The following is a 12,753-nucleotide window of genomic DNA, read 5'->3' as shown; positions in this document are numbered from 1 at the left end:
CCTTACCGATCAGGCCCAGGTCGGGGTGTCGGCGGCCTCGGTGTCGAGACCGGATACCGGAGCGGGAACGACAACGCTCTGCGAGGGGATCCGGCTCATGTGGGCCTCCGCATCCAGGTCCTTACCAACCAGGTCACGGACCTGGGTGACGTTGAAGATGATCCAGAGGAAGATGCCCGCAGCGAGCCCGGCGCCCAAGATCTTGGGGATCGAGCCGCGCGTGACAACCGCGGTGATGAGCATGACGATGAGCGCCGCGGTGATGGCCAAACCGAGGACGGAGGACTGGACGGAGGAGTTGATGCTGTCGATGGTGTCGAGCATGGTAGGACGTTCCTTTCAATCAGGGGTTACTGGTGGGGGCACCCGTCGGGGTGACGGGAGTTCGGGGAGCTGTGGTCGGTGCTGGAGCAGCACTGGCCGTACTTCTTCCGAGGGCGGGGATGGGATCGAGTGCTGCGACTTCCCACCGTCCAGCACGCGCGTTGAGGGTCAGTGCATAGGACAGGTGGACCGTCTGCTCCTCCGAGACGCTGGCCGCGGCGACGGCCAAGACCCGGCTGACGTCCCCATCCTTCGGATCTTCCTTCTCGGAGATCTCCGTCGTGCTGCGGAGATCCACGAGCTGCACTGAGGTGAACGGGGCAGGTGAGATTGGCTGGAGAACGACTCCGGGCGAGAGGTAGCGGTTCAGGTCACCCTGCCCTGCGACGTAGGCCGCAAGGAACTGCTCGACAGCCAGGCCTGCGCCACTCTGCCGCGTCACCATGTGCGGGTAGTTGATCGACGACGACGCGGCCACACTGGGGCCCGCCACGACCGCGGGCAACGTGAGCGCGGATCCACCACCCCCGACAACCTGCACGGGGACCTGGTAGAACTTCCGGCCGGTGGTCTGGCTCGCATCCGTCACGGTGGCAGCCACGACCACAGACCATGTGTCCTGATTGACCTCGGTGATCCCGGCAATCGACGGATCCGCAACCACGAAAGCCTGCTTGGGCATCGACGTCACGCCGGCCCCCTTGACCAACGCGGTGAGGCGTTCCGGGTTGTCCTTGGTCGTGGTCAACCACGTGACCACGACGGTCTTCGCGATCTCTTCGGCGATCGCACGCTCGTTGGCCCGATCCACAACCTCGACAGGGCGGTCCGAGGCCGGCGTGTTGATCACCTGGTAAAGAGCAAAACCGCCGGTCACCGCACCGAGCGGCGACAGGATCAGGCACCCGGTCAGCGCCGCACTCAACGCATGGGCCAACAGGTTCGTCTTGACCTGGTCACTCGCGGTGGCGATCGGCTCACGGGTCTTGCCACCCGGTGCGGACGCCGGCCGACGCCGGAAGAAGCTCGCAATTGCCGAGCTCTCCCCAACGGGTGCGGTCTGGCTGAGAACTCGCACTAATCCTCCTGGTGGTGAAGGGCAGGGGCCGGTGCCGCGAAGCCGGCGCGGGCCGGTCCCCTGCCCGCTCTGGGGGTGGTCTTGCCACGGGCTTGACCAAGGAGCGCGCGGAGTTCCGCACCCGCGCGAACAGTCAAAGGGCGTGCAGCGATCGCACCCGCCGCCTCAGCGATCGGTGCCAGCAGAAGTCCGCGTGATTCGTGCACGTCTAGAACAGGTGCGCGCCAGAGCACGGTTTGTGACCGAACGGGCAAGGAACTTTTTTCTGGGGGGCGACGCGGCCAGTCATGCGGCAAGACCCACTAGCGAAGGTGGAAGCAAGCCGAAACAAGCACCCCCAGGAGAAGCCGACATGCAGTCCGCGTTCCGCTACCACCACCAGATGCCAGGCAAGGTCTCCTCGCCCCTGTTCCATCAGCTGATCTCAGAGTGGATCACCCTGAACAGCACCACCAGCGCCAGCAACACCGTGACGCGATGGGCCACCTCCGAGCCCCTCCTCGAGGGGTTCCATCACCCCCACGAGATCGTCGACGCGATCGACTCAGCCCAGGCTGACCAGAAGGACGCCTACTTCTTGGCGCTGCTCCGGCTCACCCAGCAGGGGCAGGCCCTCGCCGGCCGCATCCTCCTGCAGTTGATGCTTCCCAAGCTCGGACGCATCGCGCTGAGGATGGCGGCCCGGGACGCCGACACCTTGTGGGGCGAGGACCGCAGGCAGCTCGTGGTCGCAGAGTTCTGGGACATCATCACCAACTACGCCGTCGACCGACGCACCAACGCTGTGCCCGTCAAACTCGCCCTCGACACCCTGCACCGCTGCACCATGAAGCAACCCTGGCGCCACCAGGAGTTCCCCTCCGATGATGCAGCCGCCTTCATCGACCGTCACCCCACACGAGAACATGACCACCACTCCGACGAGCCGATCCGCTTGGCCGACGTCGTCAGCTGGGGCGTCAAGCAATCCGTCATCAGCCAGGACGATGCCGACCTGATGGTCTCCATCTACGTGGACGAGGAGAAGCCCCAGCAGGCCGCTGACCGTTTGAAGGTCTCAGCCGACGTCATCCGCAAACGCTGCAGCCGAGCACGCCAGCGGCTCACCGCAGCCCTCGCCGACAACCCGCTCCAGACCCTCGGCCTCGCCTGCTGAGCAACGGCTACCGGTTGATGACCTGCACTTCCCCAATGGAGATCTCCGCGGTCCGTGAGAAGTCGAACGCCATCGTGCCCGTCTGGCCTATGCCCGACCATCTGACAGACCAGTAGGCGGTGACCTGCACCGTCCGGTGTCCCTGCTGCTCGTAGCGATACCCACAGTCCGGCGAGTCCGTCAGGCCAGCCGCGTCGGTATACGGGGTCCCTGCGGTCCGACACGTGACGCTCTTCCCATCACCCATGCTCCACTCGAGTCGGTCCAGCTTCGCAGTGGCCGTCACCGTGTACCCCCGCTCAGATACTGACTTGGTATTGGGGCCGGTCACCGACGGTCCGGGGTCAGCTGCCCACATCCAGACCGGCAGTCCAACCACACCCACGCTGCCCGGCGACGCCTCCGGGACTATGCCGATCTGTGGAGCCCTGAGCTGCATTTGAGCCACGGCGCGGGCCGCTAGCACTGCGGGGTTGGGAGGCGGGTTGGAGTCAGCCATCCAGACGTAGAGAGGGCTTCCAGATCCCGTGTAGCAGAGGTAAACCACACCCTCTCCCCCATGTTGAGCGAGCAGGTCCAGAGCAAGCGGGTTGACGGTTGGATCCACCGGTGCGTGAGTGAGCCAGCAGCCATAGGGGGCATAGAAGATGCCTCGCTCACTCACGCACGGGATCTCCTGGCCTCCGTAGTAGCACTTGTCTTGGCCACCGTCTTTCCGGGGCGGAGGATCTTCCCCTTGCCGTGGGGGGCAATACAGTTCCAGCCTCGGTCCCTCGGGCGTGCGGATGGTCTTGTAGTAGCAGCCCTCACCAGCTGCCTGAGCAGGGCTCGTGCCCACGATGCCCCAGCTCGCCAAGAGGAGGAGAAGCGCAAGGGCGCACCGGATCAGACCTCGCATGTGTGAGCACCGTCCCTCTCCCCTACGACGAACCATCCGTCGGGGAACTCCTGCACTGTGAACACGACGGGGTTCACCACCGGCTCAACGGGGATCTTCGTTCCGTCCTTGTCGACGAACCACCAGGTCCTGTCGTCCACACAGGTACTCACCTCAACTGTTGACCGGCCGTCCAGATCCTCAGCCACGTCTGAGCCTTGGATGCTTACTGTCCGCTCCCCCTCAGCCCGGCCACCCATCTGCGCGTCCATGGTCGAGTACATCCGGAAGTACGACGCCACGTACTCTTCGCCAGCGCGATTACGGATCACGCCGTACAGGTTGTTGGGGTCAGCTTGCTTCGTCATGACGGACCAGTAGGTCCGATTCATCTCCTCCACCTTGCTCTCGGCCGCCAGCTGTTCTGCACTCTTCACCGGGGAGGGCTCCGGCGAGGCAGTCAATGACGGGGTCGGCGTCGGCGTAGGGGAGGGGGGCTGCTCTGGCGTGGGTCCGCAACCTGCCACCAGGAGGGCGATCATCAATGATCCCGCGGCGCGAAGGTGTGTCCTGTTCATCGGTTCTCCATGGGGTGAGGGTCCAAGTTCTTGATCAGGCCGGCGAAGGTCGCCATCTCGCCATTCAGTGCAGCCAGAAGGTCTTCTGTCTCTGGGTCTAGGCCGATGCCAAGCTCGTCGCCAAACGCTTCCAGTCGGTCAACTGCCTCGCGGAATGCCTCGAGGTTGCCGCTCTGGTGGGCTGCCAGGATTCGCAGGCGCCACAGACGTTCAGTCCCGGGATCCACCTCAATACCGACGGTGACGGCTTCCTCAACACCCTGCCAATCGCTCTCGAACAGGCGTCGGTGGCCGAGTTCGTAACTGGCATCGGAGATCTGGGCGATCATGCGCTGGCGGATCATCTCCGCCCAGGCGTACCGGCGCGCGGGGACGCCCTTGAAGGGCCGTCCCTGGACGAGGCCTAGTGCCTTCTCCAGGTCTTCTGTCGTTGCCTGCGAGACGTTGGATCCCACTAGACGTGTGAACTCGTCCCAGTCGGTCTGCACGTCTTCGCTGATGCGGTAGCTGCTGTAGGGCGGGAAATAGTCCTCGTCAGCCTCGTTCTTGCCCAGCCATCGGCGTAGACGGCTCGTGGCGGTGCCTCGCGTGTTGTTGTTGTTGGTGTCCTTGTCGGCGGGCCGTCCTGGCCAGATGGCCTCGTCGATGGCGCTGTAGGTGGCTCCGGGGGTGAGCAGGAGGAACGCGAGGTATTCAGTGAGCCGACCGACTCGACGGGGATCAACGGTCCCCTGAGCATGGTGGAGTTCCACCGGCCCCAGAACGCGCAGGTAGGGATGTTGGTGGGCCCCGAGCCGCTCGGACAGCATGGTCCGGTCCTCCTTGAGGGCAGCTGTAGCAGACAAAGCAGGGACGAACTCCTCGACGGCGTCCGGCTCCTCGACGGCGTCCGGCTCCTCGACGGCGTCCGGCTCCTCGACGGCGTCCGGCTCCTCGACGGCGTCCGGCTCCTCGACGGCGTCCGGCTCCTCGACGGCGTCCGGCTCCTCGACGGCGTCCGGCTCCTCGACGGCGTCCGGCTCCTCGACGGCGTCCGGCTCCTCGACGGCGTCCGGCTCCTCGACGACGATGGGGGTGCCTTGGGTGTCCTGCGAGAGCGACAAGACGGAGAGGATCCGTTCGTACGCTTCGTGCGTGACTCGTTGGGGCTGGATGGTGAGTCCGAAGGGCCTCAACACAGCGTGGTCGGCGTCGTTGATCTCCAGGCTCCAGTCCGTGAGCTGGTCACCGGATGTGGTCACGAAGGCGACCGCCAGGCGCGGCATCGTCTCAAGCAAGGTGGCGATGCGGTTGCGCTGTCGGGGTGTCAGGTCGCCGGTGATCATGATGATCTCGGGAGTCCATGCATCGGGTGCGACTCCCCGAACTCGCGCTTCTTGGAGGGACTCGGCTCCGGCACTGGCCAGGGCTGCGTGGTCCTGCAGACTGCGTGCCTCGAGGGCGTCGATGAGACGCTCGACACTGGGGAGGTAGCGGAGTCGGCCTGTCCGGAGGGAGTCCTCCATCTCGCTGTAGGCACCCACGAGGGTGATGGTGATGTCGTCGGCCCATCGACTGACAGCCAGCTCGATGGCGATGGCCGCGAGGATCTCGCTGGACACGTCCTGTTCCCCAACCAGTGCGAGGGCACCCAGGTATTCCAGGTCCACGAGGACGTGACCATCCTCGGCATCTTGGCCCAGCGTGACCAAGGCCGGGTATGGGGCGGGGATGCTCTCCAAGTCAGCCTCGTCGAGCTTGTCGGTCGAGTCAGGCTCGTAGAACCACACAGTCGAGTCCGCGGTGCTCTGCCAAGGGCTTGGGAGCTGGTGTGGCTCAGCGAGATAGAGCTCGAGCTGCGCCGGAGTCAGACGTGCTGCGCGCAGCGTGGGAAGTGGCTCCCCCGCTGCCGCGCAGTCTCGCGAGAGCGCGCGAAGTGCTTGGTCGATGTCATCCAAGGCCAGCGGGTCGGCAACGGCGCGCACCGCTTGCTCTACCGCCGCATCGGCTCCCGTCGGCAGGGTGATGTGGTTCCCGAAGGCGCGGCGACGGTGCTGCATCCGGCGGCGCGCGCCCAGCAGCGTGACGACACCGGCAGCGAGGAGGGCCCCGACACCGAACACGGTCCTGACCGGAATCGGATCGTCAGCCTCGGCCGGTGCCTGCTGGACGTGCTCCTGGACGCTCGTGTTCTGACTGGTGGGGGGAGCCACCGTGGCCGGTGCAGCCTCCGGAGACGCTGCGGCAGTCGCAGGGGAAGCCACCTGCGTTTGGGTGCTCTGCTCGTCGTCCTGCGGAGCACCCTGGTCGGCATCGGCGTCAGGTGTAGCCGTCGGCGTTGCTTCTGTGAGCGTGTCCTGGGGCGCGGGAGCCACCGTCTCGGAGGTCTCGGTTGTGGGGAGAGTGATCGTCCATCCGGGGTAGATGAGGTCGGGGTTGGTGATGTGCGCTCCCCCGCCCTGGTCCGTGTCCCGGGATGCTGCGAACAGCTCCGGCCATCGGTTTCCATCGCCGAGTTCGTTGTCGGCGATCTCCCAGAGGGAATCGCCCTTCTTCACCATGACGGTGTCCGACTCTGCGGAGGAGTCGTCGACGACCGGCGTCGGGGGTGTCTCGGGGGTGGCCTGCGCGTAGGTAGCAGCTGCCGTTTGGGTCACTGGCGTCGGCGATTCTGTGGGCGCCGCGTGCGCCAGCCCAGGTGCCATGAAGAGCAGGAGGACGCCACTGATGAGGTGCTTGGCCGCGAGCTGAGGCAAGCCGAAGCCCGGCATCCGGGGTGCCTGAACGCGGCGGACACGTGCGACGACCTCGAGGAGAAGCGCCACCATCAAGATGGCCCAACCCACCCACGCGACCACGGTGAACAGGCCCAGGATGAAGGTGCCGTTGTCGCGGGAGGTGAGCGCGTAGACGAACTCGTCCCATGTGGGGAGGCCGTGGGCGAACGGGGCGACTCCAGCGACCAGGAGAGCCCAGGGGATTCCGAGGACGAGGATCAGTAGTGCGGCCAACGAGCTGATGCCCAGGGCGAGTCGACGCAGGATGGTCATCGTTCCGTACCTCCCATGACGCGGACGGTGCGGGCCTCACCTTCGCCACGGACCGATCCCCCGAAGGGGAGGAAGGTTGGCTGGTAGGGAACCTCGGTGGTGACGCGAACCGTCGTGCCGGAGAACGAGACATTGCCGGTTACGCCGGCGGCCGCAAGATAGCTCTGTGCTGCGGCTCGACCAGTTGCAGGGTTGACGGAGACACCCGTCCCGCGGATGGCTTGCGCGTCCAGGGCTTGGCCGGCCTGACGGGCGGCTTCGCGTGCTACTTGATCGGCCTGCTGGGTGGCGCGGATCCGGCCGCCGGTGTCCACGACGAATCCGACCACCATCAGCAGTGCTGCGATGACGATCGCGAACCACAGGGCCATGGACCCTCGATCTGATCGGGTGATTCCAGCGAGGGTCTTCATCGGCGCTCCCTGTACTGATCGATGGGGCTCATGGCTTTGCCACCCACGGTGAGGCTGCCAGGCAGTCCAGGGAGCGCGATGTCGGACAGGTTGACTCGACACGTGATCTCGGCGCTGACGGTAGCGGGGGCCCCGAGAGGGCGGGAGAAACCGCTGACATCCACGTTCACGCTCTTGCTGGTGCAGTTGAGCCCTTGGTTGTTCAGGCTGCTGTTGGCCGCCGAGGTGGCGGCGCCGTGGGCGGCGCCGGCGGTGCGGGCGATGGATGCCGAGCGAGCGGCATCGTTCGCGGCCGCTTCGACGGCCTGTTGGGCGATGGCGATGCGGCCTCCCAACAGGATCAGCGCGCCGATCCCAAGGGCAGCGGGGGTGATGATGGCGAGTTCGAGGGTGGTCGAACCGCGGGAGCTGCGAAGCGACCTCATGCTGTGATCCTCTCCACCGGGAGGGATGCGGATTGGCGGACCGTGAAGCTGTCCAGGCCGGGGACGAGGCTGTGCGTGGTGCAGGTGACGGTCACGGAGGCCGATGTGCCCCTGCTGGCGGTGGCGGAGACGTTGGAGACCATGCCACCTCCAACGCGGTTGGCGAAACTCACCGCTGCGGTCTGGCCGGCCCCGGATGAGCCGTTCTCCCCCGCTGCGGCTCGTGCGCCTTCCTGGGCTGCAGCCATGGCTACGTTGCGCGCGTAGAAGTAGATGCCGCCCTGGACCATCCCGAACAGCATCAGCATGACGACGGGGAAGACCAGGGCCAGCTCCAAAGCGACCGAACCGCGCTCCCCATCAGGCTTGTCCTTGTGACGGGGAACGCGGTTCGACTGGCTGAGCATGAGCTTGGAGCTTCCTGTTGGGGGTGTGGGAGCGACGGTCTACTGCTGATGGGCTCAGGTGGTGATCCGGTTCTGGGCGGCAACGACGGCGACACCGATCGCGGCCAAGAGGGCGACGGCCAGGATCGACAGGAGGCCGGTGACGATGGCCTGCTCGAGGGTGACCGAGCCGCGCTCGTCACGGGTCTTGAGCCCGTCGATCTTGCCCAGCAGGACGGAAGACAGGATCTGGAAGGTCTCGAACATGGGGGTTCCTTTCACTTGGGGTAGGTCACCCGTTACTGAGAACAGGTGTTGTTGGGGGGGGTCATTGTGACCGCGGGTCGGTCAACGTTGCTCGTCAGTCTAGATTTCTTGTCCAGTTCGCAGCGCCCTTTCACATCCCGAGCAGGATCCTGAGACCGACCGGGGCAATCAGGAGCAGCACGTAGACGCCGAACAGCAAGCTGGCGGGGATGGACATGCGCTCCACCACGGTGTTGGCCAGGGCGATCTCCTTGGCCTGCAGGGCAGACCTCATGGAGGCTGCGCGAGCGCGGAGGGTGTCCACGACCGCGGCGCCATCTTCACCAGAGAGCCTCATGATGTCTGCGACGTCGTGGAGGTCGGGCAGCTCCAGCTCGTCGGCGAGCGCCTTGAGGCTGTTCCACGGGGCTACTCCCGACCAGCGCGAGCGCCGCAGTTCTTCACCGATGCGCTTGAACACCCACGAGTCACCCACCTCAGCGGCCGATTCCATGGCCTGGCGCTGGCCGGCTCCGCTGGACCGCTCGAGTGCGAGCAGGTCGACGTAGGCGCCCAGCGCGTGGGCGAACTCAGCGCGGGCCACGTTGGCGTCCTGGCGGACGTTGATGTCGGGAAGGAAGCTGGTCACCGCACCCGCCAGCAGGGACGCTCCGATGGGGATGTAGAAGGGAAGTTGGACACCGATCACGTAGACGACCGCGTACATCACCGTGGGGAAGACCATGCCCAGGAGACCGAACAGGACCTTGTCGGCGAAGAAGCGGTGCACGGGCATGCGAAGGATGGCCAGTTCCTTGGTGGGCACCTTGAAGATGCTGAGAGGAACTTGGTTCATCACCCACCAGCCGAGGCGGTCGCGGAGGTCGCCGGTTCCGTCGACGCGGGTTGTGGCCTCAGCGTTGGCGGTGACCGTCGGGGAGTAGGTCTTGAGGTAGGCGGCCAGGTCGGGCCGGGCGGGCACGAGCCGGACGATTGCCAAGGAGACACCCAGGCCGACGAGGGCGCCGGCGAGGATCGCGAGCTGCAGGATGGTCATACGATCAACGGCTCCTCGCGGTTGCGCCCAGGAACCTGGGCATGGGCTTGGCAACGGTCATGCGCTTCATCCAGAGGAGGACACCAGCGAAGGCGGCCAGCAGGCTGACGAGCACGGCCTGCCCCAGAGGGGTTCCGTATGGGGCCACGTAGCTGCCTGAGAAGAAGAGCGCTGTGAGCATCACCAAGGTGACGATGGTGACCCAGCGCGCCGTGGTGCGGGGCTTGGCTCGATCGGCTTCGATGACGCGGCGGCCGCGCACCTCCTCGGCCACGGACTTGGCGAGGTCCTCGAGCAGGGTGGCGATGCCAGTGCGGCGCTGGGCCCCGAGGATGAGGGCAGCGCAGATCTTGTCGCCGGTGACGTCGTTGAGTTCGTCTGCGAACAGGAGCAGGGCCTGCTCGGTGGGCATGCGACTGTTCAGTCGGGCGACGAGCTTTTGGACCTCAGGCCTGATGGGCGCCTTGGTGGACTTCAAGGTGCTGATCATGGCCTGCTCCAAGCTGACGCCGGCCACCAGGACGCCGGCGAGACTGCGCGTCCACTCCTCCATGGCCTCGAGGCGGTCGATGCTCTGCTCAGCATCACCAGAGCCCAGCAGGTACGGGATCCCGACAGCTGCGATCGGCACGATGATGATCGAGACGATCCACCCCGTCAGGATGGCCAGCAGGACACCAACCCCGGCACCCACCGCCAGGGTGACCAAGCGGCGGTTCTGGGCGGCGGTACGTTGGCGTGCTGGACGATTCCGGGGAGAGGTCTCGTCGACGGGGACGCGCCGGAAGCCCAAGATGGCAACGAGGATCCCAGAGAGGACGAGTGCGGTCGCCAGCGCCGCGAGCACTGCGGGGCTCACTTGCCGGCCTCCCTGTTGAATGCGGCGGCGTTGAACCCGTAGCGCTCCAGAGCTGCATGGTCGTGTGGCAGGTTCGTCGCTCGCCCGGGCCCACCTTCGGGGTTCGGGACGAAGATGTCGGTGACCTGGTAGCCGCCGCTGCTGTCGCCGCCCAGCTCGACCCCCATGATCTCGGAGACGTACCGACGGCGGTAGATCTCCTCGCTGGCCTCGGAGGTCTTCGAGGAGGTCTCGAGCTCGACGTAGACGATCAGGTCGATGCCGCTGGCGACAGCACGCACGGCGTAGTCGTGGGTGACGTGGCTTCCTGCCTCCATGGCGCAGGTGACCAGCTTCTCGATCCCCATGCGTGCGTTCTTCGCGTGGGTGGTGGAGATGGAGCCTGTTCCGGACTGCATCGCCTTGACCATGGCGAAGACCTCCGGTCCTCGCACCTCACCCACGATGAGGCGGCTGATGTTGAACCGGAAGCTGTCGATGATGAGGTCCGACAGGGTGATCTCGCCAGCCTGCCGACCGTCGATGCCTCGCTCGCCCGTCCCCGGCCTGGACTCGAACGCCAGGACGCGCTTGTGTCGATTGGTGAGCTCGTGCAGGTGCAGCTCGTACTCGGTCTCGAACGTGGCGATGCGTTCCAGAGGAGGGATCTCTGCGCACAAGGCCCGAACGAGGGTGGTCTTGCCGGCTCCCTGCTCCCCCACCACGACGATGGACTTCTGCGCGCGGATGGCGGCTGCCAGGAAGTTGGCTTGCACCGGGGACACCGTGCCCCGCTCGATGAGGTCAGCCAACGTGACCTCGCGCAGCCGATGACGACGGATGACGACCTGTGGGCGGGGAGTGACCCAGGACACCGCGGCCAACCGCTCGCCGCTGTCGAGGCGCAGGTGCAGCCGGGGGTTGGCCTCGCTGAACGCGCGCGCATTGGCCTCGGAGCGGGACCCGATGAAGGCCAGAAACTCCTCCAGCTCACGATCGGTCTCGGCAACCGGCGGACCCTCACGCAGGCGGCCGTCCTGATCCTCCAGGAGCACGCTGTCGCAGCCGTACACCTCGATGTTCTCGACGCGCTCGTCCTCGAGGAAGGGCTGGAACCGGCCGAGCCGGAACACCGCATCGAAGATGGCCTCAGCCATGCGCTCTTCCTGGTCGACATCACGCACGGAGGTTCCGGCGTTCAGCGCTACACGCGCGTCTTCGTCGAGCAGGTCCTTGATGATCTGGGCGCCACGTTCACGCTGCTCTGCGGCCGTGAGGTTCTCGGCGGCGGAGATCTCGGTGAGCCGAGCTGACACCTGGCCACGGAACTGGGCCACGACGGTCCAATCGATCTCACCGCCATAGTCGTCACTGTGACGCCGACGCGAGGGGCTGGTGGTCAGGTGCTCGACAGCTCGCGGAACCCAGCTGGCCGCGGGGACGTCCCTGCTGGGTGGCGCATCGGTCGACATCCCTGCAAGCCGAGCCATCACCGGGGATACCTCGGGCTTGCGCAGCAGCGGCAGAGAGTTGAGATCGGGGCGGGGGGTGGTGGTCACAGTGCTCCCAGGGGGGTGTTCGTGTCGAGGGCAGACCTCGACGTCATGATCCGGTTGGAGATGGTCTGGCTTGCCGCGCGGGCGCTCTGGTTGATCAGGCTCTTGTCGAACTTCCGCGAGGGCGGGTTGCCCAGAGAGAACACCTCGGCGTTGACCGGGTCCCAGGCCATGGTGGACACGACGGGCAGCCCGAACGCGGACTCGATCTCCCGAGCGGTGTAGGGACGGTCCGGCCCAACGATCAGCACTCCGACACGGTCGGTGATCCCCCGCTGGGTGAACTCCTCGCGCAAGACGCCGGCCCACGCCGCGCCAGCAGACAGCCCCGGCAGGTGGCTGCGCGTGACAAGCAGGACCAGGTCTGAGGCTGCGATGAGGGGGTGGGGATGCTCGGCCATGCCGAGCCGGCCCGCGTCGACGATGACGTCCATGCCCTTGGACTCGAGGTCCTGCAGGTGACGGGCCAGATCGGGCCACACAGGCCCGAGAGATCGGGCCTGTGCCGGCGTGTGGATACCGGGGATGAGCTTCACCGTGCTGTCGGGCAGGTCGATGCTGATCCCGAACAGCACCTCATCCAGCCGATGCTGGCGATGGGCGATGGCCAAGTCCAAGATCGACTTGTCACGGGTCACTTGTCCTCGCAGGTATCCCGCCTGGAAGGTCGTAGCTCCGCTGGGATCGGCGTCGATGAGCAGGGTGGGACGGGACCAGGCAAATGCCATGGCCAAGGCAGTGGTGCTGACACCAGGGGCGCCTGCGGCGGAGACGAGGGAGATCAACATGC

14 protein-coding genes are annotated in these 12,753 nt (G+C 66.0%); 1 reads left to right on the top strand and 13 read right to left on the bottom strand.

The annotated features are described in order from the left end of the window. Window positions 1-9 precede the first annotated feature (9 nt). Window positions 10-324 (bottom strand): hypothetical protein, encoded by a 315-nt coding sequence (locus H5397_RS09295; RefSeq protein ID WP_182816843.1) that lies wholly within the window; start codon window positions 322-324, stop codon window positions 10-12. A gap of 19 nt (window positions 325-343) precedes the next feature. Then, entirely contained in the window at window positions 344-1,402 is a 1,059-nt protein-coding gene (locus tag H5397_RS18845) for a conjugal transfer protein (RefSeq protein ID WP_182816842.1), read from the bottom strand. Window positions 1,403-1,754: 352 nt separating this feature from the next. Here H5397_RS18845 and H5397_RS09285 point away from each other — a divergent pair, with 352 nt between their 5' ends. Further along, window positions 1,755-2,558: a sigma-70 family RNA polymerase sigma factor gene (locus tag H5397_RS09285; RefSeq protein WP_182816840.1), complete on the top strand. Its 804-nt coding sequence runs from the start codon at window positions 1,755-1,757 to the stop codon at window positions 2,556-2,558. A 7-nt stretch (window positions 2,559-2,565) separates the two neighbouring features. On the opposite strand, the gene H5397_RS09280 is transcribed toward H5397_RS09285, so the two are convergent. The 11 genes from H5397_RS09280 to H5397_RS09230 all read right to left on the bottom strand — a co-directional run bounded on the left by H5397_RS09280 (window position 2,566) and on the right by H5397_RS09230 (window position 12,751). Further along, complete coding sequence (locus H5397_RS09280) at window positions 2,566-3,165, bottom strand: hypothetical protein (RefSeq protein WP_220492152.1); 600 nt, start codon at window positions 3,163-3,165, stop codon at window positions 2,566-2,568. Window positions 3,166-3,443: 278 nt separating this feature from the next. Then, entirely contained in the window at window positions 3,444-3,977 is a 534-nt protein-coding gene (locus H5397_RS09275) for a hypothetical protein (RefSeq protein WP_182816835.1), read from the bottom strand. 32 nt (window positions 3,978-4,009) lie between these two features. After that, complete coding sequence (locus H5397_RS09270; protein WP_182816833.1) at window positions 4,010-7,042, bottom strand: BTAD domain-containing putative transcriptional regulator; 3,033 nt, start codon at window positions 7,040-7,042, stop codon at window positions 4,010-4,012. Beyond that, a complete protein-coding gene (locus tag H5397_RS09265; RefSeq protein ID WP_182816831.1) occupies window positions 7,039-7,413 on the bottom strand; it encodes a TadE family protein in 375 nt (124 codons plus the stop codon). The genes H5397_RS09270 and H5397_RS09265 overlap by 4 nt, the downstream gene beginning before the upstream one ends. 38 nt (window positions 7,414-7,451) lie before the next feature. After that, on the bottom strand, window positions 7,452-7,880 hold the full coding sequence (locus tag H5397_RS09260) for a TadE/TadG family type IV pilus assembly protein (protein ID WP_182816830.1): 429 nt from the start codon (window positions 7,878-7,880) through the stop codon (window positions 7,452-7,454). Continuing rightward, window positions 7,877-8,287, bottom strand: coding sequence for a TadE family protein (locus tag H5397_RS09255; RefSeq protein ID WP_182816828.1), 411 nt, complete (start codon window positions 8,285-8,287; stop codon window positions 7,877-7,879). The genes H5397_RS09260 and H5397_RS09255 overlap by 4 nt, the downstream gene beginning before the upstream one ends. A gap of 54 nt (window positions 8,288-8,341) precedes the next feature. Continuing rightward, the gene (locus H5397_RS09250) at window positions 8,342-8,533 is read right to left on the bottom strand and encodes a hypothetical protein (RefSeq protein ID WP_182816826.1); all 192 of its coding nucleotides are present in this window, start codon (window positions 8,531-8,533) and stop codon (window positions 8,342-8,344) included. A 130-nt stretch (window positions 8,534-8,663) separates the two neighbouring features. Beyond that, entirely contained in the window at window positions 8,664-9,569 is a 906-nt protein-coding gene (locus H5397_RS09245; protein WP_182816824.1) for a type II secretion system F family protein, read from the bottom strand. A gap of 4 nt (window positions 9,570-9,573) precedes the next feature. Beyond that, on the bottom strand, window positions 9,574-10,428 hold the full coding sequence (locus H5397_RS09240) for a type II secretion system F family protein (RefSeq protein WP_182816823.1): 855 nt from the start codon (window positions 10,426-10,428) through the stop codon (window positions 9,574-9,576). Further along, window positions 10,425-11,723 (bottom strand): CpaF family protein, encoded by a 1,299-nt coding sequence (locus H5397_RS09235; protein WP_220492151.1) that lies wholly within the window; start codon window positions 11,721-11,723, stop codon window positions 10,425-10,427. The genes H5397_RS09240 and H5397_RS09235 overlap by 4 nt, the downstream gene beginning before the upstream one ends. A gap of 239 nt (window positions 11,724-11,962) precedes the next feature. Next, window positions 11,963-12,751, bottom strand: coding sequence for a hypothetical protein (locus H5397_RS09230; RefSeq protein WP_182816819.1), 789 nt, complete (start codon window positions 12,749-12,751; stop codon window positions 11,963-11,965). Window positions 12,752-12,753: the final 2 nt, after the last annotated feature.

Source organism: Propioniciclava sp. MC1683 (assembly GCF_014164675.1).
GTDB lineage: Bacteria > Actinomycetota > Actinomycetes > Propionibacteriales > Propionibacteriaceae > Propioniciclava.
The sequence above is the reverse complement of the archived record's forward strand: the minus strand, read 5'-3'. Positions and strand labels throughout refer to the sequence as shown.

What these genes read in the sequence shown, in the direction of transcription:
- H5397_RS09230 (WP_182816819.1), bottom strand. Translation starts at nt 12,751, where the DNA reads ATGTTGATCTCCCTCGTCTCCGCCGCAGGCGCCCCTGGTGTCAGCACC.
- H5397_RS09285 (WP_182816840.1), top strand. Translation starts at nt 1,755, where the DNA reads ATGCAGTCCGCGTTCCGCTACCACCACCAGATGCCAGGCAAGGTCTCC.
- H5397_RS09265 (WP_182816831.1), bottom strand. Translation starts at nt 7,413, where the DNA reads ATGGCCCTGTGGTTCGCGATCGTCATCGCAGCACTGCTGATGGTGGTC.
- H5397_RS09255 (WP_182816828.1), bottom strand. Translation starts at nt 8,287, where the DNA reads ATGCTCAGCCAGTCGAACCGCGTTCCCCGTCACAAGGACAAGCCTGAT.
- H5397_RS09270 (WP_182816833.1), bottom strand. Translation starts at nt 7,042, where the DNA reads ATGACCATCCTGCGTCGACTCGCCCTGGGCATCAGCTCGTTGGCCGCA.
- H5397_RS09260 (WP_182816830.1), bottom strand. Translation starts at nt 7,880, where the DNA reads ATGAGGTCGCTTCGCAGCTCCCGCGGTTCGACCACCCTCGAACTCGCC.
- H5397_RS09275 (WP_182816835.1), bottom strand. Translation starts at nt 3,977, where the DNA reads ATGATCGCCCTCCTGGTGGCAGGTTGCGGACCCACGCCAGAGCAGCCC.
- H5397_RS09295 (WP_182816843.1), bottom strand. Translation starts at nt 324, where the DNA reads ATGCTCGACACCATCGACAGCATCAACTCCTCCGTCCAGTCCTCCGTC.
- H5397_RS09250 (WP_182816826.1), bottom strand. Translation starts at nt 8,533, where the DNA reads ATGTTCGAGACCTTCCAGATCCTGTCTTCCGTCCTGCTGGGCAAGATC.
- H5397_RS09245 (WP_182816824.1), bottom strand. Translation starts at nt 9,569, where the DNA reads ATGACCATCCTGCAGCTCGCGATCCTCGCCGGCGCCCTCGTCGGCCTG.